This window comes from Micromonospora sp. NPDC005257 (assembly GCF_042872445.1).
Taxonomy (GTDB): domain Bacteria; phylum Actinomycetota; class Actinomycetes; order Mycobacteriales; family Micromonosporaceae; genus Micromonospora.
On the sequence record NZ_JBIAKL010000007.1, the window covers coordinates 230,062 to 251,722 of the forward strand.

16 protein-coding genes are annotated in these 21,661 nt (G+C 73.8%); 5 read left to right on the forward strand and 11 right to left on the reverse strand.

Going from position 1 to position 21,661, the window contains the following annotated elements; all coding sequences use genetic code 11:
• Window positions 1–46: 46 nt before the first annotated feature.
• From ACFYO8_RS17190 to ACFYO8_RS17205, 4 genes are read right to left on the reverse strand one after another with little or no spacing between them, the layout of a single operon-like run.
• Window positions 47–3,490 carry an SCO7613 C-terminal domain-containing membrane protein gene (locus ACFYO8_RS17190; protein ID WP_387257318.1) on the reverse strand — a complete coding sequence of 1,148 codons (3,444 nt, stop codon included), beginning with the start codon at window positions 3,488–3,490 and terminating at the stop codon, window positions 47–49.
• 47 nt (window positions 3,491–3,537) lie between these two features.
• Window positions 3,538–3,858, reverse strand: a complete 321-nt coding sequence (gene cutA / locus ACFYO8_RS17195; RefSeq protein ID WP_354871465.1) for a divalent-cation tolerance protein CutA — start codon at window positions 3,856–3,858, stop codon at window positions 3,538–3,540.
• 58 nt (window positions 3,859–3,916) lie between these two features.
• Window positions 3,917–4,939 carry a 1-acyl-sn-glycerol-3-phosphate acyltransferase gene (locus ACFYO8_RS17200; RefSeq protein ID WP_355094460.1) on the reverse strand — a complete coding sequence of 341 codons (1,023 nt, stop codon included), beginning with the start codon at window positions 4,937–4,939 and terminating at the stop codon, window positions 3,917–3,919.
• Window positions 4,940–5,773 carry a patatin-like phospholipase family protein gene (locus ACFYO8_RS17205; RefSeq protein WP_354871470.1) on the reverse strand — a complete coding sequence of 278 codons (834 nt, stop codon included), beginning with the start codon at window positions 5,771–5,773 and terminating at the stop codon, window positions 4,940–4,942.
• A gap of 181 nt (window positions 5,774–5,954) precedes the next feature.
• Here ACFYO8_RS17205 and ACFYO8_RS17210 point away from each other — a divergent pair, with 181 nt between their 5' ends.
• Complete coding sequence (locus ACFYO8_RS17210) at window positions 5,955–7,451, forward strand: protein kinase (protein ID WP_354871473.1); 1,497 nt, start codon at window positions 5,955–5,957, stop codon at window positions 7,449–7,451.
• 4 nt (window positions 7,452–7,455) lie between these two features.
• Here the strand turns inward: ACFYO8_RS17210 and ACFYO8_RS17215 are convergent, their stop codons facing one another.
• The 7 genes from ACFYO8_RS17215 to ACFYO8_RS17245 form a co-directional block, all read right to left on the reverse strand.
• Window positions 7,456–8,517 (reverse strand): glycosyltransferase family 4 protein, encoded by a 1,062-nt coding sequence (locus ACFYO8_RS17215; protein ID WP_354871706.1) that lies wholly within the window; start codon window positions 8,515–8,517, stop codon window positions 7,456–7,458.
• Between the two features lie 131 nt (window positions 8,518–8,648).
• Window positions 8,649–9,320: a BON domain-containing protein gene (locus ACFYO8_RS17220; RefSeq protein WP_354871476.1), complete on the reverse strand. Its 672-nt coding sequence runs from the start codon at window positions 9,318–9,320 to the stop codon at window positions 8,649–8,651.
• Between the two features lie 135 nt (window positions 9,321–9,455).
• Window positions 9,456–10,997: a trypsin-like peptidase domain-containing protein gene (locus ACFYO8_RS17225; protein ID WP_354871479.1), complete on the reverse strand. Its 1,542-nt coding sequence runs from the start codon at window positions 10,995–10,997 to the stop codon at window positions 9,456–9,458.
• 62 nt (window positions 10,998–11,059) lie between these two features.
• Window positions 11,060–12,622: a HAMP domain-containing sensor histidine kinase gene (locus ACFYO8_RS17230; protein ID WP_354871481.1), complete on the reverse strand. Its 1,563-nt coding sequence runs from the start codon at window positions 12,620–12,622 to the stop codon at window positions 11,060–11,062.
• Window positions 12,619–13,320, reverse strand: coding sequence for a response regulator transcription factor (locus ACFYO8_RS17235; protein WP_043328553.1), 702 nt, complete (start codon window positions 13,318–13,320; stop codon window positions 12,619–12,621). Before ACFYO8_RS17235 ends, ACFYO8_RS17230 begins: the two co-directional genes overlap by 4 nt.
• Window positions 13,321–13,384: 64 nt before the next feature.
• Entirely contained in the window at window positions 13,385–14,005 is a 621-nt protein-coding gene (locus tag ACFYO8_RS17240; RefSeq protein WP_354871484.1) for a PadR family transcriptional regulator, read from the reverse strand.
• A complete protein-coding gene (locus ACFYO8_RS17245) occupies window positions 14,002–14,832 on the reverse strand; it encodes a DUF4097 family beta strand repeat-containing protein (protein WP_354871487.1) in 831 nt (276 codons plus the stop codon). Before ACFYO8_RS17245 ends, ACFYO8_RS17240 begins: the two co-directional genes overlap by 4 nt.
• Before the next feature lie 229 nt (window positions 14,833–15,061).
• Here ACFYO8_RS17245 and ACFYO8_RS17250 point away from each other — a divergent pair, with 229 nt between their 5' ends.
• The 4 genes from ACFYO8_RS17250 to ACFYO8_RS17265 all read left to right on the forward strand — a co-directional run bounded on the left by ACFYO8_RS17250 (window position 15,062) and on the right by ACFYO8_RS17265 (window position 21,620).
• A complete protein-coding gene (locus ACFYO8_RS17250; RefSeq protein WP_387189159.1) occupies window positions 15,062–15,718 on the forward strand; it encodes a hypothetical protein in 657 nt (218 codons plus the stop codon).
• Window positions 15,719–15,856: 138 nt separating this feature from the next.
• Window positions 15,857–16,798, forward strand: a complete 942-nt coding sequence (locus ACFYO8_RS17255) for an ABC transporter ATP-binding protein (RefSeq protein ID WP_387188214.1) — start codon at window positions 15,857–15,859, stop codon at window positions 16,796–16,798.
• Window positions 16,795–17,619, forward strand: a complete 825-nt coding sequence (locus tag ACFYO8_RS17260; RefSeq protein ID WP_387189158.1) for an ABC transporter permease — start codon at window positions 16,795–16,797, stop codon at window positions 17,617–17,619. The genes ACFYO8_RS17255 and ACFYO8_RS17260 overlap by 4 nt, the downstream gene beginning before the upstream one ends.
• Window positions 17,620–17,876: 257 nt before the next feature.
• Window positions 17,877–21,620, forward strand: coding sequence for a multifunctional oxoglutarate decarboxylase/oxoglutarate dehydrogenase thiamine pyrophosphate-binding subunit/dihydrolipoyllysine-residue succinyltransferase subunit (locus tag ACFYO8_RS17265; protein ID WP_387189157.1), 3,744 nt, complete (start codon window positions 17,877–17,879; stop codon window positions 21,618–21,620).
• Window positions 21,621–21,661 lie beyond the last annotated feature (41 nt).

Sequence of the window (21,661 nt, forward strand, 5' to 3'; positions counted from 1 at the left end):
AACGGCGAGCCTTCTCACCACTGGGTGAGAGGGCTCGCCGCGTGCGTCAGCCGAGCCGGGCGACGGCGTCGCGCAGCCGGACCAGATCGCGCCGGCGCCGCTCGTAGGTGGCGGCCAGCCCGATCAGCAGCAGCCCACCCACCCCCAGGAAGATCCAGCGGGGCATCAGGTCCCAGCCCCGGGCCAGCTCGTGCAGCGTCAGCGGCACCAGCGTGGCCGCGCCCAGCACCACCGGCGCCTGCCAGCGCCGGGCCGCCCCGCCGAGCACGACCGCCAGCGCCGCCACGCCGAGCGCCAGCCGCCGCCACGGCTGCGGCTCGCCGGAGAACAGCACCGACACGAGGCTCGGCAGGAACGCCGCGCCGAGTCCCGGGCCGAGCGCCAGCCAACTGGTCAGCCCGGGCCGGCGCCGCAGCGCCAGCAGCCCGGCGCCCAGGGCGAGCGCCGCCGCCGACAACGTGTACGCCTCCGGCACCGTCACCCCGCGCGCGGCCAGCAGCAGCCAGGCGCCGACCAGCTCGCTACCCGCGGCAACCGCCGCCAGCACGCGACGCCCGGCCGCCGACTCGCCCCGGCGCAGCACCCGGACCCCGACGGCCACGCCCCACAGCACGCAGACCGCCGCCGCATGCCGCAACGAGCCGAGGGCGAGCAGCAGCGCGAGCAGCGCCACGGCCTGCGCCGCCGCCTCCAGCACCCACGCGCCGGCCCGCCTCACGCCGACACCCCCCGGCCGGCCCGCGCGCAGCAGCGGCGCCGCGTGCAACGTCACCGCCGCGACGGCCAGAACCGCGAACGCCCCGGTCCGCATCGGCTGCCCGGCCGCGATCGACGCGGTGACGGCGAAGCCGGTGGCCGCCGCCACAGCACCCAGCCACCCCGCGATCCGGACCGGCGTCGACCGTCCGGCCATCCCGGTCACGACCCCGGCCACCACCAGCACACCGAGCGCGGTGAGCGTCAGGGCCCGGGTGGCGAGCAGGCCACCGAACCCGGGTACGGCCAGCACCGCCCCGAGCGGCACGAGCACCACCGGGCGGACGCCGGTGAGCGCGGCGGCCAGCAGCGCGGCCAGCCCGATCCCGAACGCGACCGCCGGCACCACCGGCCAGGGCGCACCCGCCGCCGTCAGCAGCACCGGAAGCGCCACCGCGCCGAACGGCAGCGCGGCGAGCCACCACGCGATGCGGCGATCGGTCGCGGCACAGGCTCCGGCAGCGGCGCCCAGGACCAGCAGCACCAGCCCGGCACGGGCCGTCCCGGCGGACGCCGCCGCGGCGGCGGGCACCCCGGACCAGGGCAGCACCGGCAGGTTAAAGAGCACCACCAGCACCGGCCGCGCGGTGGCCAGCAACGCCAGCACGGCCAGCCCGGCACCCACCACCCGCGGCGCGACCGACGGCCGGACACCCGCCCCGGCGGCGAGCGCCAGCAGCACCCCCACCGCGGCGTACGGCGCCACCGGTTCCCCGCCCGGCGCGACGACCGGGCCGAGGCCGACCCCGGCGAGCGCCACGGCGAGCCCCGTCGAGGCGTACCCGCTCAGGTCGGTCCACAGGCGACGGACGACGAGGTGGACGACAACCGGCACCACGACGGCGGCGGTCGCGCCGCGCAGTTGCCACCAGACCGGCACGCCCAGGCCCAGCAGCGCGACGGCCACCCCCGCCGGTACGGCGAGCAGCGCCACCGCCAGCGCGACGCCGCCGACGACCGGCTGCGTGCCCTGCCCGCGCCGGCCCAGCGCCGCGAGCACCACGCCGAGCACCGCCGTCACGGCGAGTACGGCGACGGCACCGGCCGGGGCGGCGCAGCCCACCAGCAGCGCGTGCCCGAGCAGCACCGCACCGGCCGCCGCGGTGACCGGGACGACCACCCGTCCCCCGCGCGGCCGGACCACGGCCGCCAGCAGCAGCGCGACGGCCACCGCGAGGTCCACGACCAGCACCAGCGGCCACGGCGTCGCCGTCACGGCCGGCGCCGCGAGGGCGACCAGCCCGGCGGCGGCCACCCCGGCGAGCGGCCGGACGGCCCGGGGCGTCAGCAGCGCCACCGCGCCGGCGGTCAGCAGCAGCGCCACCGGGAGCTGCCAGCCCCAGGACGGAACCGGCACGTCCCGCCCGCCCTGCCAGGCGGGGAACGAGGCGCCGGCGGTGGCCGCGCCGACCACGCCGACGAGCACGACCGCGACCTGGCCCAGCGCGGCGGCCACCGCGAGCGCCCCCACGAGCGGACCGGTCCGGACCGGCGCCGGCAGCGCCCGGACCGCACCGGCGAGCGCCGCCACCACGAGGCCGGCGGCGAGCAGCAGCAGCCCCGGGCGCAGTTCGCCGACCGGCCGGATCAGCGCGAGGGCGAGCGCCGGCACCAGCAGCCCGGCGGTCGTCGCGCGCCAGAGGCGGCCACCCGCCGCGAGCGCGCCGGCGACCACTGCCAGCGCCACCACCAGCAACGGGCCACCGGCGAGCAGCGGGGTGCCCGCCGCGCGGCCGACCACCAGCGGCACCAGCGCGCAGCCGGCCGCCAGGGCCAGCGCCACGCCGTGCCCGGTCCAGCCCAGCACCCGCCCGACCGCCGGCGCCGTACGGGTGCCGGAGATCCGGCGGCGCAGCGCGAGCACCACCGCGAGGTCGCCGAGCGCCACAGCGGTCAGTACCAGCGCCCAGCCGGCCGCGGTGGGCCGGAAGTCCGCCGCGGCGAGCGGCAGCACCGGCTGGGCGAGCAGCCACGCCGCGAACCAGGGCGCGGTCAGCCGGCTGACCAGGCCGTACCCGGCCGCCACCGCAGTGCCGGCCGCCGCGACAAGCGCCGCGTACCGGCTGCCGGGCAGGGCGGTCACCCCGAACAGGTCCACCGACCAGGCGGCGTACCCGTCCAGGACCACCAGCAGCAACGCCACCGAGGCGAGCGTCTCGGCGGTGCCGCGCAGCCCGCGCGCCCGGGCGACGAGCGGCGCGACCAGGGCCAACGCGGTCACGGCGAGCAGGATCAGCGCCCGGCCGCCCACCCCGAACGTGGTCCAGGCGACGGCGGTGAACACCACCGCGGCGGTGCCGAGCAGCAGTCCACCGAGGACGAACAGCACGCCCTGGACCGCGCGGGTGGAGGTCTCCGCGCCGCCGGGGCGTACCGGAGGGGTGGAGGGAACCGGACGCGGCGGCATCACCGCCGGGTGCGGCGGCATCACCGCCGGGTGCGGCGGCATCACCGCCGGGTGCGGCGCGGGACCGGCGGCCCGCGGCGCGGGGATCTCCTGGCGGACCCGGGCGGCGAGCGCCGCCCGCTGCTGCCGGGCGGTGACCAGCCGGCCGGACAGATCCTGGTACGCGAGCCGGGCCGCCTCGACGCGCGGCGCCAGCTCGATGATCTCCCGGTCCAGCCGGATCACCTCGGCGGCCGGCGGGTAGGGCGGACGGCCGCAACCTCGGCATCCGGCGACGAGGTCGGCCGGGGCGCCGCAACCGGGGCAGGGGTAGCCGGTGTTCTCCACCCGGTCAGCTTCCTCACCGGCCGGGCGGACGGACAGAGTAGGAGTACCTAGGGCCGGGTCTGCTCGTGTACCCAGGCGGTGTAGCCGGGGTTGCCGCTGTCCTCCCGGCTGACCAGGATCTCCGGCACCTCGTACGGGTGGTTGGCCCGGATCTGGTCGACCAGGGCGTCCGCCCGGTCCGGCGCGGTCTTGAACCGCACCTGCCACTCGGCGGTGGTCTGGATCGCCGACTGCCACCAGTAGGTGCTGTCCACCGGGCCGTCGACTTGAGCGCAGGCCGCCAGCCGGCCGGCGACGGCCGCGGCCGCCAGCACGTCCGCGACCCCGCGGGCGTCCACCACAGTCGTCACCACGCAGATCTGGTCCACCAGCGCACCCTACGTCGCCAGCCGCCACCGCGCCGAACAGGAGCTCGGGTGATTCGGCTCAGGCGTCGGCCGCGCCGTTGCGGTTGTCCGCGATCCACCTGTCGATGCGGGCCCACCAGTCGAACAGCCAGTCGATGCGTTCCTGCTTGCCGGCCGGGATCTCCTCCGGCGGCACCGACCAGAACCGCATCACGATCCGCTTGTCCATCGGCAGCTCGCGCCACACGTCCGCGACGGTGAGCATCTGGTCCAGGCCGGTGTGCGCCACGAAGATCACGCCGGCGTCCGGCGCGGCGTCGAGCGCGGCGAGCAGCCCGCCCGGCTGCGGGGCGAGCACGTGCCGCATCCGCTCGGCCCGCCGCGCCATCCGTTCCAGGCCGAGCGAGCGCAGCCGGTCGATCGCGCGCAGCCGCCGCGACGGGGTGAAGTTGCCACCCTCCGGGAAGATCACGAAGGCGTCGTTCTCGTCCAGGCCGGTGGCCAGGTGCCCGACCTGCCGGGCCACCGAATCACGCCCGTCCGGGCCGGCCGCGATGAACCGGTTGGGCAGCCGGTTGAGCAGCACGTCGATGGCCGGATCCCACTGGAGCGTCTCCTTGAGCACGATCCGGGGTTCCCGGTTGAACCAGTTCACCAGCGCGTGGATCAGGATGAACGAGTCGCCCGGCCCGGCGTGCCGGCAGACCACCAGCTCGGGGCGGCCGGGCAGGGCGGTGTCCGGGTCGGTGCCGACCACGTCGATGCTCAGCCGCAGCGTCCAGCGGGCCTGCCAGAACATGATCCGCAGGAACCAGCCGGCCAGCACGTAGTGGGCCCGCTGGAAGGCCGGCGCACGCTTGTACGCGCCGAAGCCCGAGGCGAGCCAGAGCAGGAACAGCGCGAGCAGCGCGGCGGCGTCCCAGACCAGGTAGACCGTGCCGATCCAGAGCAGCCGCAGCGGACGCAGCCGCCCCGGCACCAGTGGGGACACGGCCAGCGCCAGCAGCGCCCAGCCGGGCAGCGTGGTCACCACCAAGAAGGCCAGCAGCACCACTCCAGGGGCGAGCACCAGCCGGCGTAGCCAGCGGGGCGGCAGCGGCATTCAGCGCTCCAGCGCGGTGTCCAGATATCGGCGGGAGGCAGTGTACGCCCGACTGATCCGTCGCCCAACCGCCGCCGTGTCCCGGTACGCCCACGGACTGTCGTCGCGCGGCTCCAGCCCGCCGGTCGGCAGCACGTGCACCTCGACGTCCGCTGGCAGCGCCGCCATCTCCCGCGCGAACCGGTGCCGGCGGGCGATCTCGAACGCCACCTGGGCGATCTCCCAGGGCCGCCGGGGCGGGCTCAGCTCGCGTTCGATCCGGCCCACCTGGAGTACGAAGATCTGCTTCGCGCCGAGCGCCACCGCCTCGCCGACCGGGATCGAGTTGACCACCCCGCCGTCGATGTAGTGCTGGCCGTCGATCTGGGTCGGTGGCAGCAGCCCGGGCACCGAGGCGGACGCGAGCACCGCCGGCACCAGCGGTCCGGTGTGGAACCAGTGCTCGGCGGCGCGCTCGATGTTCGCGGCGCAGCAGCGGAACGGCACGGCCAGGTCGGCGAAGGTGGTCTCCTCACCGAGCGTGCTCTCCAGCAGGCGGTGCAGCGGCCGGGGCGAGTGCAGGTGGGTACGGGCGGCGAACCGGCGCAACTGCCGGGCGACCGAGTCGCCGTACACCTCGCTGGCCTCGGGCGACGCCCACAGCCGGACCAGCCGGTCGGTGACCGCCTCGGTCGGGTCGGCGGCGACCAGGGCGCCGTTCACCGCACCGATCGACGTGCCGAGCACCAGGTCGGGTTTGATCCGGGCGCGGAACAGGGCGCGCAGCATCCCCACCTCGACCGCGCCGAGCACTCCCCCGCCGCCGAGCACGAACGCCACCGGACCTGCTGCCATGCCGTTCATCCTGGCACGCGGCCCACAACCGGCCGGCCGGCCGCCCCGCCCGCGGCCCGGAGCGTCACGGGCACCCACCCGCATTGTTACGCAGCGCTATCGTCAACCGGACGACTGTTGACAGGTCAGACACATTCCCGCAACCTGATAGCGCTCCCGAGCCCAGGGCAGGTGCGAGCTGATGGCGACACTCCAGGCCGGCCGTCTGCTGGCCCGTCGGTACCGGCTCATCGACCGGATCGGCGCCGGTGGCATGTCGGTGATCTGGCGTGCCCGCGACGAGGTGCTCGACCGGGTGGTGGCGGTGAAGGTGCTCGCCCCCTCACTCGCCGCCGACGCGCGGTTCCGCGACATGGTGCGCGAGGAGGCCCGCTCCGCCGCGCAGCTCGACCACCCGCACGTCACCGCCGTGCACGACTACGGCGAGACGGTGGCCCCGGACGGCTCGATCACCTCGTTCGTGGTGATGGAACTGCTCAGCGGCGAGGAACTGGAGCACCGGCTCACCGGAGGGCCGCTGCCCTGGCCGGCGGCGGTGGAGACGGGCGCGCAGGTCGCCGAGGCGCTGGCCGCGGCCCACCGGCTCGGCATCGTGCACCGCGACGTCACACCGGCCAACGTGATGATGACGGCCACCGGCGCGAAGGTGCTCGACTTCGGCATCGCCACCCGGATCGGCACGCCGGACGACGACGAGGACGGCGGCACGTTCGGCACGCCCGCGTACGTGGCCCCGGAACGGCTCGACGGTGCGCCCGCCCAGCCGGCCACCGACGTGTACTCGCTCGGCGTGCTGCTGTTCGAGACGCTGACCGGGCAGCCGCCGTACCCGGCGGAGACCTGGGAGCAACTGAGCGCGGCGCTCGCGGACAGTCCGGAGCCCACACTGGACGACGTACCAGGGCTGCCCGGACCGGTCGCGGAGATCTGCCTGCGCTGCCTGGCCCGCGACCCGCGTCGGCGGCCCACCGCGCGCCGGGTCGCCGCCGTGCTGCGCGACCAGTTGCTGCCCGCCGACCCGCAGGCGGCCACCATGCTGGCGCCCACCATGACGCTGCCCGCGCTGACCTCGCCGCCGCCGCCGGCCGACCCGGCCGGGCAGCCGGCTGCGGGCCGGATCCCCGTGGTGCAGCCGGTGCCGGAGCCGTCCCCCGCCGCGCAGCCGATTCCGGCTGCCCCGCCGGGCCGGCGGCGCACCCTCACGCTGGCGGCGGCCGGGGTGACCGTTGTCGCCGCCGCGGCGCTGCTGGCGCCCGCGCTGACGCCGGACCGGCCCACCGAACCCCGGGTGCTGCCGACCACCGGGCCGGTGCAGCCGTCGCCCGCCGAGCCGCCGGTGACCGACGAGCCGGCCACCACGCCGCCGGCCACGCCGACGCCCCCGCCGCCGACCGGGGGCGCCCGGCCGCCGGTCGCCGGTCAGGCCGACGCCGCCGAACGGGTGGACGGACTGATCGAGGCCGGGCTGACCGAGGGCCAGATCCGCGAGGACGTCGGGGTGGACCTGCGTAACCTGCTGCGCAACGCGGTCGCCGCGAACGGCGAGGACGCGGTGACCGCCGCCGTGGACCGGCTCCGCGGCAAGATCGACGAACGCCGCCGTGAGGGCAGCATCAGCCCGGGGTACGCGCGGCGACTCGACGCCGCCGCCGCGCAACTCGTGGCCGGGCAGACCTGACGGATCAGCCGGCGACGGCCGGCACCACCGCGCGGGCCGTCCGTGTGCCCGCCCGCGCGGCCAGGAAGCCCCGGTAGACCCCCTCGTAGTCGGCGGCCATCCGCTCCACCGAGAAGCTCTCCGCCATGTGCGCGACGCAGTCCGCCGGGTCCAGGTCCGCCGCCGCCCGCAACGCCGCCGGCAGCTCGCCGGGTTGCTCGCAGACGAAACCGGTGATCCCGTCGCGGACCAGCTCCGGCACCGCGCCGCGGCCCAGCGCCACCACCGGCGTACCGGTCGCCATCGCCTCCACCATCACCATGCCGAACGGCTCCGCCCACTGGATCGGCATGATCAGACAGCGGGCGTGCAGCATCAGCCGCAGCGCGGTCGCCCGGTCCGCGTTCACCACGAGTGTCACGTCGTCGCCGAGCAACGGCCGGACCACCTGCTCCAGGTAGCGTCGCTCGGCCAGTTCGTTGCTCTTGCCGGCGAGCGTGAGCGGCAGCCCGGCCGCCCGGCAGGCCGCGATCGCCACATCCGGGCCCTTGTCCGGGCTGAACCGGGCCAGCCAGAGCACCGGGCCCGCGCCCGGACTGCGCTTACGGGGGATGTCCCGCAGCGGCATCGCGTTGTGCACGGTGCCGGCCCAGGGCAGCCCCGGATTCGCCCGGCGCTGGGCGTGCGAGATCGCGACCAGCCCGACGCCCGGGTCGGTGGCGCCCAACGCCGTGCCGTACTCGCCGACCGGGTTGCCGTGCACGGTGGCCACTGTGGGCACCCGGCGGCGGCCGGCCACCATCGGGCCGATCGTGGTGTGGTCGTGGATCAGGTCGAAGCCGGCCGGGCCGACCAGGCGGTCCACATGCGCCAGGTGCGCCAGCTCGGGCAGCGCCTCCCCCATCCGCTCGTACTGGAGGTCGGCGCAGGTGGAGACGAACTCGGCGGCGGTGCCGTGCGCGGTCCCGGCGCCGAACAGCGTGACGCGGTGCCCCCGCTCGACCAGCGCGTCGACGAGGCCCGCCACCACGGTCTCCAGCCCGCCGTAGCCGGGCGGCGGCACCGACAGCCACGGCGGCACCACCATGGCGATCCGCAACGGCCCGGCCCACCCGCGCTCCGGGGACTGCTGGTTCACGGCTACGCGTCCTCCCCGTCTGTCCCCGGCGTGCCCCGCCGCGCGCGGGTTCCCGGCCCGGTCAGCGGTAAACGACCGTGTCAGCCGGACACCTCGATCCCGACGTGCACCTCCCGTACGCCGGGCAGCGCCCAGGCGGCCCGTTCCGCGTCCTCCCGCTGCCACCAGGCGCTCGCCACGCCGTCGAGCACCACCGTGTCGCCGTCGACCCGGGCGTCGATCCGCTTGGTTCCGGTACGCCGCGCCAGCAGGCGGCGCAGGTCGAGCCGCCTCTGCTCGTCACTCGGCGGGGTCGGGGGCCGCACCTCGACCAGGTTCGTCACACCGCGTACGCCGCGCAGCCGGCGCAGCTCCCGTTCGGCGGTACGGCGCTGGAATCCGAACTCGACCTCGCCGCGGAGCATGACCCAGCCGTCGGCCACCGTCACGTCCAGCCGCTCGGCGGGCACGAAGCTGTCCCACTCCAGCGCCCGGCTCGCCGCGATCGCGATGTCGGCGTCGGTACGCCGGGCCGTGGCGGGCAGGTCGACCGCCAGGTCACTGGCGACCGCGCGCACGCCGCGTACCCGGTGGGCGCAGCGTTCGACGGCCCACCGCCGGGCGTAGCCGTCCACCTGCCCGGTGAGCGTGACGACCCCGTCGGCGACCGTCACGCCGACCTCGGTGGCCCGGGTCTGCGCGTCCCAGTCCAGTTCGGCGAGGACGTCGCGCTGGATCTCCTGGTCGGTACGCACGGCGGACGTGGTGGTCATGCCCCGAGCCTGCCGTCGGTACGGGTGAGGCGCGCTCACCCGTACCGGGTGAGAAACGAGGAGGGGCGGCGGGCGACGGAACCAACCCCCTTGGCTCCGTCGTCCGCCGCCCGGGAGGGAGGCAGGTTCTCGGGACTATGACGTCTCGGCGAGCGTCACGGTTGCGCTCTCGTTGGATCCGTTTCGCTTGTACTCCACCTCGACCCGGTCGCCGACCTTGCCGGCCTGCACGGCGCCGACCAGGTCGTTCGAGTCGTTGATCACCTTGTCGCCGAACTTGGTGATCACGTCGCCGCGCTGGATCCCGGCCTTCTCGGCGGGGCTGCCCGGCGTCACGGCGGCGACCAGCGCCCCGCCGTCCTCGGCGCCGTTGACGCTCACCCCGAGCGAGGGGTGGCTGATCTTCTCGCCGCGCTGGAGCTTCTCGGCCACGTCCTTGGCCTTGTTGCTCGGGATGGCGAAGCCGACGCCGATGTTCCCGGTGCTGCCCTGCCCGGCGGTGGCGATGGCGGTGTTGATGCCGATCACCTCGCCCCGGGTGTTGACCAGCGCGCCGCCGGAGTTGCCCGGGTTGATCGGGGCGTCGGTCTGCAGCAGGCCGGAGATCGAGCTGGCGCCCTGCTGCGGGTTCTGCTGCTGGCCGCCGCCGCCCGCCTGGATGGTGCGGTCGCGGGCGCTGAGGATGCCGGCGGTGACCGAACCCTGGAGGCCGAGCGGGCTGCCCAGGGCGAGCACCTGGTCACCGACCTGCATGGCGTTGCTGTCGCCGAACTTGGCCGCCTTCAGGTTGCTCACGCCCTCGGCCTGGACCACCGCGAGGTCGGTCTTCGGGTCGGTGCCGACAACCTTGGCGGAGGCGCTCTTGCCGTCGGCGAAGACCACCCGGACGGTGTCGCCGCCGCCGGCGACCACGTGGTTGTTCGTGAGCACGTACCCGCCGGCGCTGAGGATCACCCCGGAGCCCTCACCGCTGCCCGTCATGATCGTGACGATGCTGTCCTGGACGGAGGCCGCGATCTTGGGCAGGTCGGCGCTGTTGATCACCGGAGCGGCGGAGTAGGTGCGGGTGGGGCCGCCCTCGTCGAGCGCGAGGGCCAGCGTGCCACCGGCCACGCCGGAGCCGAACATCAGTGCCAGCGCCAGCACGCCCGCGCCGACGAACTTGCCGGCCCGGCTGGGCCGCGCCGGCTGCTGCGGGCCCCACTGCGGCGTCGGCTGCCCCGGCTGGTACGGCTGGTAGCCCTGCTGCCCCTGGTACGGCTGCGCCTGGTAGGACGGCACCGGCCCACCGTGCTGCGTGGACGGGTAGCCCGCGTTGCCCTGCTGGTTCCAGCCACTCTGCTGGTGCTGCCCCCCGTACCAGGGGTGGGGCTGCTGCGGCTGCCCCGAGGCCGGGTACGGCGGGGCGGACGGCGTCGCGGGCTGCGGCGGGTACGGCCCGGCGGGCGCGGTGTTTCCGGCGCCGCCCGCCGGGTTCGTGTTCCCGGCGGGCGTGGTGGTTCCGGCGGGCGTGGTGGTTCCGGCGGCCGGGGAGTCGGCCGGAACCGACGCGGGGGCCGGGTTGTTCGAGGAGTCCGACGTCCCGCTCTCGACGCGGGGCAGCTCGGCGGTGTGGTGCGACGGCTCGGCGTCGGCGGGGGCCGGCGACCGCTGCGGATCGGTCTCGTGGTCGGTCATGTCACCAGCTTTCCCCGTAGCACTGTCACCAGCCTGGGATCGACCTGGAAGTTTTCTGAATGTCACTCGCCCGGATCGGTCGCCTCGGTGAGCAGCGGCAGCTTCACCCGGAACGTCGCTCCACCGCCGGGCGTCTCCGCGACCTCGACGGTGCCGTGGTGCGCGGCGACGAGCGCGGCGACGATGGCCAGGCCGAGGCCCGTGCTGATCGGTCCGCCGACCCGGCGGGTGCGGGCGGCGTCCACCCGGTAGAACCGCTCGAAGACCCGCTCGGCCTGCTCCGGCGTGAGGCCCGGGCCGGTGTCCGCCACCTCCACCACGGCGAGGTTGCCCGCCTCCGCCCGCAGCCGCAGCGTCACCGATGCGTCGGACGGGGTGTGGGTGAGCGCGTTCGCCATCAGGTTGCCGATCACCTGGCGCAGCCGGGCGTCGTCGCCGAGCACCACGAGCGGGCCGGAGCCCGGTTCCCGCTCCAGCTCGATCCGCCGGTCCGGGTCGACCACCCGGGCCGCCTCCACCGCGTCGGACGCCAGTACCGGCAGCTCCACCGGCGCCAGCGCGATCGGCCGTTCCCGGTCCATCCGCGCGAGCAGCAGCAGATCCTCCACCAGCAGACCCATCCGGGACGCCTCGTCCTCGATGCGGCGCAGCAGGTCCGCGGTCTGCTCCGGCGCGCGCGCCGCGCCCTGCCGGTACAGCTCGGCGAAGCCCCGGATGGTGGTCAGCGGCGTCCGCAGCTCGTGCGAGGCGTCGGCGATGAACTGCCGCATCCGTTCCTCCGACCGGCGGGCCCGTGCCTCCGAGGCCTGCGCGTACGCGGCGGCGTCCCGCGCGCCCATCTCGGCGCTGCGCGCCGCCGCCTCGGAGGCGGCCCGCGCGGTGAACGCGGCCTCGATCTGCGCCAGCATCGCGTTCAGCGCCCGGGACAGGCGGCCCAGCTCCGAGGTGGGGCACGACCGCCCCTCCTCCGGGTCGGGCACCCGCCGGGTCAGGTCGCCGCCGGCGATGGCCGCCGCCGTGCGTTCTATCTCCACCAGCGGCTTCAGGCTGGTACGGACGATCCCGGCGCCGACGGACGCCAGCGAGATCAGCACCGCGCCCCCGACCAGGAGGTCTATCCACACCAGCCGCCCGACCGCGGAGTCGACGCCGGTGAGGTGCTGCCCGAACGCGATGATCCGGCCGTCGGGCAGGTCGGCGTAGAGCATCCGCCACCGGCTCCGGCCGTCCTCGGAGCGCACCGTGAACGGTTCGCCCACCCGCTCCTTGTAGCCCGCGTAGTCGACGGGGAACCGCGGCAGTTCCTCGTCGCGCAGGCCCTGGTAGCGGTACGGCCCGGCCGGATCCGGAGGCTCGTCGGGAGCCACGGTGGACGCCACGTAGTCGGACGGGATGGTGATCTTGATCGGGCCGCCGTCGGCCTTGTCGAGCGTGTTGGCCACCGTGTACGCGCCGCCGCGGAGTTGGTCGTCCGCCTGCCCGATCAGATAGTTGCGCAGCAGGAACGCCGTCAGGCCGCTGATCACGACGAGCGCCACGGCCACGAGCGCGAGGACGGCGGCGACGAGCTTCAGCCGGAGCGGGACGCTGCGCAGCCTGCCCTTCGCGTCGTGGACGACGTTCACGCCGCCGGCTTGCGGAGCACGTATCCCACTCCCCTGAGCGTGTGGATCAGCCGGGGCTGGGTGTTGTCGACCTTGCGCCGCAGGTAGGAGATGTAGGACTCGACGATGTTGTCGTCACCGCGGAAGTCGTAGTTCCAGACGTGGTCGAGGATCTGCGCCTTGCTGAGCACCCGGTTGGCGTTGAGCATCAGGTAACGCAGCAGCTTGAACTCGGTCGGCGAGAGCTGCACCCGCTGACCGGCGCGGTGCACCTCGTGCGTCTCCTCGTCCAGCTCCAGGTCGGCGAAGGTGAGCCGGGACGGGGTCTGGTCGCCGGTCGCGGTACGCCGCAGCACGGCCCGGATCCGCGCGGTCAGCTCCTCCAGGCTGAACGGCTTGGTGACGTAGTCGTCGCCGCCCAGGGTGAGCCCGCGGATCTTGTCGTCGGTGGCGTCGCGCGCGGTCAGGAAGACCACCGGGGTACGCGTGCCGCCCTCGCGCAGCATCCGGATGACCTCGAAGCCGTCCAGGTCGGGCAGCATCACGTCGAGCACCACCAGGTCGGGCCGGTGGTCCTTGGCGGCGTTCAGCGCGGCGCTGCCGCTGGTCGCGGTGGCCACGTCGAAGCCCGCGAAGCGCAGGCTCGCGGAGAGAAGTTCGAGGATGTTGGGGTCGTCCTCGACGACGAGAAGCCGAGCCTCGGTCTGGGTAGCCGCCATGGCACCCATCATCCGTGCTCCGGCTGCCACCGCGCTGCGTGCCGGCTGGAAACAACCTGTGAGATCAGCGGAGCAGCCGCCGCAGCCCGTCCAGCGCGCCGTCGAGCAGCCGGATCGCGGTACGGAGTTGGTTGTCGCTCAGGCCCCGGGACCGGACGAGCGCACCGACCTCGACCGTGAACGCGGCCAGCCGCTGGTCGAACTCGGCGAGCAGCGGCGGGTCGTCGGGACGGGCCGAGCCCTCGCCGGTCGCGGGCCGGGCGCTGGCGGACGCCGCCCAGCCGCCCTGCCGGGTCTGCCGGGTCGCCTCGCGCAGCTCCCGCTTCAGGTCGCGCACCGATCCGCGTACCTCGGTGCGGATCTCCCCGGCCAGCGCGGAGAGATCCTCGACGGCGGCGCCGATGTCGCTCTCCAGCGTCGACAGCTCGTCGGCGCGCTGGCGCAGCTCGGCGCGGCCCGCCTCGGTGATCTCGTAGACCTTCCGCCCGCCCGCGGCGGTGTGCCGGACCAGCCCTTCCGCCTCCAGCCGTTGCAGCCGCGGATAGATGGTGCCGGCGCTGGGCGCGTACAGGCCGAGGAAGCGCTCCTCCAGCAGGCGGATCAACTCGTAGCCGTGCTTCGGGCCGTCGTCGAGCAGCTTCAGCAGATAGAGCCGGAGCCGGCCGTGGCTGAACACGGCGGTCACGGCACGTCCTCCACGTGGTCGGCGGGCGCGACCGGGCGGGCGAGCAGGGCGATGCTGCCGGAGGTCGCGGAGGCCCAGAGCCTACCCGCACCGCCACCGAGCACGCCGTGACTGTCCTTGATCGAGCCGAGCCCGCGCCCACCGCCGTCCACCTGCGGGAAGCCGCTGGTGATCTTGCCGGAGGTGGTGTGCAGGTGCACGGTGAGGTCGCTGTCCTCGCGGACCCGCACGGTGATGCTGCCGGAGATGGCGCTGAGCCGGATCTCGCTGCCGCGCGGGTTGTCCAGGTCGCAGGTGATCGAGCCGGAGACGGCGTGGGCGCGGACCCGCTCGGGCGCGCTGTCGGCGAGGATCAGCTCGCCGGAGACCGTCTCCAGGTCCAGGTCGCCGCCGATGCCGAGCGCCTCGACCGGACCGGAGATGACCTTCGCGATGGTGCGCCCGCGCAGTCCGCGCAGCGTGACCTGGCCGGAGGTGACGTCGACCCGGGTCTCCCGGCGCAGCCCGGAGGCGACGAGCGCGCCGCTGACCACCGACAGGTTGGCGAGCACGTCCGGCGGTACGGCGACCGACACCTCGGCCCGGATCCGGTTGCCGAACCAGGAGAAGACGCCGAGCCAGCCGGGCTTGCGCTTGTGCCGGATCGTCAGCCGCCCGTCGCGGACCTCGACGAGGAGCGGCCGGCCGCCGATCCGGGTCACGTCGACCCGGGCCGGACCGTCGGCGCCGACCACGTTCAGCCGGCCGCTGACCAGTTCGGCGTCGAGCCGGGTGATCGGCTCGTCCACGGTGATCCGCTGCGGGCTCTCGACGGTCCAACTGGCCATGGCGCGCTCCCCTCGTCGGCGTGCCGACCCACGGCCCGCCAGATGCTGCGAGGAGCATAACGCGATACATCGCGACTGAACAAGAAACTATCGCGACTATGTCGCGTCCCCGACGAGAGCGGGGTGAACGCGGCGTGCGAACCGGGACGGCCCGGTCGCCACAGGCGTGTGCGAGGCTGCCGGTCGGACCGCCCGCGACGGCGCCGGCGGTGGTCAACCGGAGGTGCACATGCTGGTCGAGGCCCGCTTCCAGGGGCCGGACGGCTCCGGCAACGGCGGCTGGAGCGCCGGGATCTTCGCCGCGCTGATCGACGACCGGGGCCCGGTGGAGGTCACGTTGCGCCGGCCGCCGCCGCTGGACACCCCGCTGACCGCCGCCGACGGCGAGGTACGCGACCCGGACGGTCACCTGGTCGCCCAGGTACGCCGGGTCGAGCCGGTCGACGCGGTGGTGCCACCGGTGGACCGGGCGACGGCGGCCGACGCCGCGCGGGCGTACCCCGGTCTGGTGGACCACCCCTTCCCCCGCTGCTACGTCTGCGGCCCAGCGCACCCGGACGGGCTGCGGATCTTCCCCGGGCGGCTGCCGGACGGGCGGACCGCCGCGCCGTTCGACGCGCCGGCCGCCGTGGCACCCGCGACCGTGTGGGCGGCGCTGGACTGCCCGGGCGGCTGGGCGGTGCTCGCGCCCGGCCGGCCGTACGTGCTTGGGCGGATCGCCGCGCAGGTCACGGCACTGCCACAGCCGGGCGAGGAATGCGTGGTCACGGGCCTCGCGGTCGGCGTCGAGGGGCGCCGGGCCGAGGTGCACACCAGCCTGTACGGTTCGGACGGCGCACTGCTCGGCCGCGCCCGGGCCACCTGGGTGGCGCTGCCGACCGGATGATCTCATCCCGGAGGGGGACGGCGCATACGCGTCCCGCCTGATTGACCCCCTTGCGCCGGGTTGGAAGGCTGTTGCCGGGTGCCCCCGCAACGGCGCCCCCACCGGCGTGCGACGAGCCCGCCGGGGCAGGAGAGGAGAATGATGTCCGACGGGCAGCCACGCCCCAGTGCCGGGACCGGCCAGATCACCGTGTCCGGCCTGACCAAGCAGTACAAGAACGTCCGCGCGGTGGACGACCTGTCGTTCACGGTCGAGCCGGGCCGGGTCACCGGCTTCCTCGGCCCGAACGGCGCCGGTAAGACCACCACGCTGCGCATGCTGCTCAACCTGGTGACGCCGAACGCCGGCACGGCCACCATCGGCGGCAGCCGGTACGCCGACCTGGCCGACCCGCTGCGTACGGTCGGCGCCGTGCTGGAGGCGTCCAGCGCGCACAAGGGCCGCACCGGCGTCAACCACCTGCGGGTGATCTGCGCGGCGGCGGGCCTGCCGAAGGAGCGCGCCGACGAGGCGCTGGCCCTGGTCGGGCTCACCCCCGCGGCGAAGCGCAAGTTCAAGGGCTACTCGCTGGGCATGAAGCAGCGGCTCGGCATCGCCGCCGCGATGCTCGGCAACCCGCAGGTGCTGATCCTGGACGAGCCGGCCAACGGCCTGGACCCGGAGGGCATCCGCTGGATGCGCGGCTTCCTCAAGGGGCTCGCCGCCGAGGGGCGCACCGTGCTGGTCTCCAGCCACCTGCTGTCCGAGATGCAGTTGCTCGCCGACGACGTGGTGATCATCGCGGCCGGCAAGCTGGTCCGGCAGGGCCCGGTCGACCAGGTGATGGCCTCGATGACACACGATGTCCGCGTGCGGGTACGCACGCCGCAGGCGGACGACCTGGCCGCGGCGCTGCGCGAGCAGTCGGCCACCGTCGACACCGATCCGCACGGCGCGCTGCTGGTCAGCGGCGTGGACGCGCCGACGGTGGGCCGGGTCGCGCTGGCCACGAAGGTCGAGCTGCACGAGCTGACCACCGAGCGACCCGACCTCGAAGGGGTCTTCCTGGAGCTGACGGCCGGAAAGGCGGAGATCCGATGACGCTTGTCCGATCCGAACTGCTCAAGATCCGTACCACCAGCACCTGGTGGATCTTCGGGCTGATCAGCCTGCCGCTCTGGGTGCTGGCGCTGCTGTTCAACTGGTTGCAGACCGACGCGCTGGCGAGCGACAACCTGGGCGAGATTCCGGCCGAGCAGGCCGACCAGGTGCAGGCGATCTCCAGCGCCGACAGCATCGCCGCCAACCTCTACACGAACGGCCAGTTCTTCGGCCTGCTCATCGTGCTGCTGCTCGGCATCGTCGTGGTGACGAGCGAGTTCTTCCACCAGACGGTGACCACCACGTTCCTCACCGCGCCGCACCGCACCGCGGTGATGCTGGCCAAGCTGGCCGCGGCCGGCGTGCTGGCGCTGCTGTTCTGGCTCGTCACCACCGTGCTCAACCTGATCTTCGCGCCGATGATCCTGAGCGCGTCGGACATCGGCAGCCAGCTCGGCAGCGGAGAGGTCTGGGGGGCGATCGCGCTCAACGGGCTGGCCTACCTGCTCTGGTCGGTGCTCGGCGTCGGCCTCGGCGTGCTGATCCGCAGCCAGATCGGCGCGACGGTGACCGGCATCCTGCTCTACCTGGGTGGCACCATCGGCGCCGCGATCGCCATCGGCCTGCTGGCGGGGCGCTTCGGCGACTGGATCAACCAGCTCCAGCTGCTGGTGCCGTCCCTCGCGTCCAGCCTGATGGTCGCCGGCACCGAGATCCCCGGCAACCCGCCACGCTGGGCCGGCGCCGCGGTGCTGATCGGATACGCGGTGCTGACCGGCGCGGTCGGCGTGGCCACGATCCGCAAGCGCGACATCTCCTGACCTGACGGTCCGGGGCGGACCCCGGCCGGTGACCGACGTCATCGGCCGGGGTTCGTCGTCTAGCAGCAGCGGGCGGGTCACGCAGCGTTTGCCGAACTTCTGGCATCTTCTGTGAAACGGACCACCAGCCGGAGGCGAGAATGCCTGCGCGTAGCGCACGGCGTAGCCTTGGCATCGGTTTACCCAGCGTCGGCAACCGGGGGTCACCGGGGGCCACCGTGACATTCACAACCGCGTGAAAGAGGCGATTAGCGGCCGTGTCGACCCAGCAGACTTCGCAGGAGAACCCATTGGCGGGTTTCGGCCCGAACGAGTGGATCGTCGAGGAGATGTACCAGCGTTACCTCACCGACCCCTCGAGCGTCGATTCGGCCTGGCACGACTTCTTCGCCGACTACCGTCCGGCCCCGGGCGCCGCCACACCGCGCCCCGAGGGACAGGCCAAGCCGGCCGCGAAGCCGGAGCCGGCCGCGCAGCAGGAGGCCGCGGCCACCGTCACCGCGCAGCCGGCCAAGTCCGAGCCGAAGGCCGCCCTCGCCCCGACCAAGCCCGCCGCCAAGCCCGCCGCGAAGCCGGCCGCCAAGACGCCCGAGCCGGCCAAGAAGTCGGTCCCGGCCAAGCCGGCCGCCAAGGCGCCCACCGCGAGCGCCGCGGGCACCACGCCGCTGCGCGGCGTCGCCGCCAAGATCGTGCAGAACATGGACGCGTCGCTGTCGGTCCCGACCGCGACCAGCGTGCGCGCCGTCCCGGCCAAGCTGCTCGTCGACAACCGCATAGTGATCAACAACCACCTGGCCCGCGGTCGCGGCGGCAAGGTCAGCTTCACCCACCTGATCGGGTACGCGCTGGTGCGCGCAGTCGTCGAGCACCCGGAGATGAACAACTCCTTCGCCGAGGTGGACGGCAAGCCGGCGATGGTCCGTCCGGAGCACGTCAACCTGGGCATCGCGATCGACCTGGTCAAGCCGGACGGCTCGCGCAACCTGGTGGTGCCGTCCATCAAGGGCTGCGAGCAGATGGACTTCCGGCAGTTCTGGCAGGCGTACGAGGACGTGGTCCGGCGTGCCCGCCGCAACGAGCTGACCATGGACGACTACGCCGGCACCACGATCTCGCTGACCAACCCGGGCGGCATCGGCACCGTGCACTCGATCCCGCGCCTGATGCAGGGGCAGAGCGCCATCATCGGCGTCGGCGCGATGGAATACCCGGCCCCCTACCAGGGCATGAGCGAGGCCACCCTGGCCGAGAACGCGGTCAGCAAGGTCATCACGCTGACCAGCACGTACGACCACCGGATCATCCAGGGCGCGCAGTCCGGCGAGTTCCTGAAGGTCATGCACGAGCTGCTGCTCGGTGAGCGCGGCTTCTACGACGAGATCTTCACCTCGCTGCGCATCCCGTACGAGCCGGTGCGCTGGATGCGCGACGTGGCCGTCGACAGCGAAGGCCAGATCAACAAGACCGCACGGGTGCACGAGCTGATCCACGCGTACCGGGTGCGCGGCCACCTGATGGCCGACACCGACCCGCTGGAGTTCACCATCCGCAAGCACCCGGACCTGGACGTGCTCCAGCACGGGCTCACGCTCTGGGATCTCGACCGCGTCTTCCCGGTCAACGGCTTCGCCGGCCAGCAGCGGATGAAGCTGCGCTCGATCCTCGGCGTGCTGCGCGACTCGTACTGCCGCCGGGTCGGCATCGAGTACATGCACATCCAGGACCCGGAGGAGCGGCGCTGGATCCAGGAGCGGGTCGAGCGCAAGTACGAGAAGCCCAGCACCGACGAGCAGAAGCACGTGCTAAACCGGCTCAACGCCGCCGAGGCGTTCGAGACGTTCCTCCAGACCAAGTACGTCGGCCAGCGGCGCTTCTCGCTTGAGGGCGGCGAGTCGCTGATCCCGCTGCTCGGCGAGGTGCTGGAGTGCTCCGCCGAGGCCGGGCTGGACGAGGTCGTCATCGGCATGGCCCACCGCGGCCGGCTCAACGTGCTGGCGAACATCGTCGGCAAGCCGTACGAGAAGATCTTCTCCGAGTTCGAGGGGCACCTCGACCCGCGGTCCACGCAGGGCTCGGGCGACGTGAAGTACCACCTCGGCCAGAACGGCAAGTTCACCACCCCGGACGGCGAGTACGCGGTCAAGGTGTCGGTGGTGGCGAACCCGTCGCACCTGGAGGCCGTGGACCCGGTGCTGGAGGGCATCGTCCGGGCCAAGCAGGACCGCATCGACCTCAAGCTGGAGGGCTACACCGTGCTGCCGCTGGCGGTGCACGGTGACGCCGCCTTCGCCGGCCAGGGCGTGGTCGCCGAGACGCTCAACCTCTCCCAGCTGCGTGGCTACCGCACCGGCGGCACCGTGCACGTGGTCGTGAACAACCAGGTCGGCTTCACCACCGCCCCGGAGTACAGCCGGTCCAGCCTCTACAGCACCGACGTGGCCCGGATGATCCAGGCGCCGATCTTCCACGTCAACGGTGACGACCCGGAGGCAGTGGTCCGGGTGGCCCGGCTCGCGTTCGAGTACCGGCAGGCGTTCAACAAGGACGTCGTGATCGACATGGTCTGCTACCGGCGGCGCGGGCACAACGAGGGCGACGACCCGTCGATGACCAACCCGCAGATGTACCAGATCATCGACTCCAAGCGGTCGGTCCGGAAGCTCTACACCGAGGAGCTGATCGGGCGCGGCGACATCACCGTGGAGGACGCGGAGGAGCTGCTGCACGACTACCAGTCGCAGCTGGAGCGGGTCTTCAAGGCCACCCGGGACGCGGCCACCACGCCGCGCCAGCTCAGCCGCCCGGCGCGGACGGATGAGCCGGAGCCGCAGGTCGAGACCGCCACCGACGCCGACGTGATCAAGGCGGTCGGCGAGGCGCACATCAACCTGCCGGAGGGCTTCACCCCGCACAAGCGGATCCAGCAGCTGCTGGAGCGGCGCCGCAAGATGTCCGTCGAGGGCGGCATCGACTGGGGCTTCGCCGAGATCATCGCGTTCGGCACGCTGCTGCACGACGGGGTCACCGTCCGGCTCGCCGGGCAGGACTCCCGCCGCGGCACGTTCGTCCAGCGGCACGCCGCGGTGGTCGACGCCAAGACCGGCGAGGACTACCTGCCGCTGGCGTCGCTCACCGCCGACGGCGAGCGGTCGCGCTTCTTCGTCCACGACTCGCTGCTCTCCGAGTACGCGGCCATGGGCTTCGAGTACGGCTACTCGGTGGAGAACATCGACGCGCTGGTGGCCTGGGAGGCCCAGTTCGGTGACTTCGTCAACGGCGCCCAGTCGGTGATCGACGAGTTCATCTCCTCCGGCGAGGTGAAGTGGGGCCAGCGCTCCGCGGTGACGCTGCTGCTGCCGCACGGCCACGAGGGCCAGGGCCCGGACCACACCTCCGGCCGCCCGGAGCGGTTCCTCCAGCTCTGCGCCGAGGACAACATGCGGGTGGCCATCCCGAGCACCCCGGCGAGCTACTTCCACCTGCTGCGGCGCCAGGCCATGTCGCCCAAGCGCAAGCCGCTCGTGGTGTTCACGCCGAAGTCGCTGCTGCGGCACAAGCTCTGCGTGTCGCCGGTGGAGGACTTCACCACCGGCACGTTCCAGCCGGTGCTGGCCGACCCCGCGGCTCCGGCGCCGGAGCAGGTGAAGCGGGTGCTGCTCTGCTCGGGCAAGGTCTACTACGACCTGTTCCAGGCCCGGCAGGAGCGGGGCGTGACCGACACCGCGATCCTCCGGATGGAGCAGCTCTACCCGCTGCCCGTCGAAGAGGTCCGGGCCGCGTTGGCGCAGTACCCGAACGCCGAGGACTTCGCCTGGGTCCAGGAGGAGCCGGCCAACCAGGGCGCCTGGTCGTTCGTCGCGCTCAACCTGCTGGAGCACCTGCCCGAGGTGCGGCTGCGCCGCATCTCCCGGCCGGCCGCCGCCGCTCCGGCGGTCGGCTCGGCGAAGATGCACGAGGTCGAGCAGAACGCGCTGATCGAGGCGGCTCTCCCCCGCCCGTGACACCACCGGCAGCGGCCCGCCCCGACCCGGGGCGGGCCGCT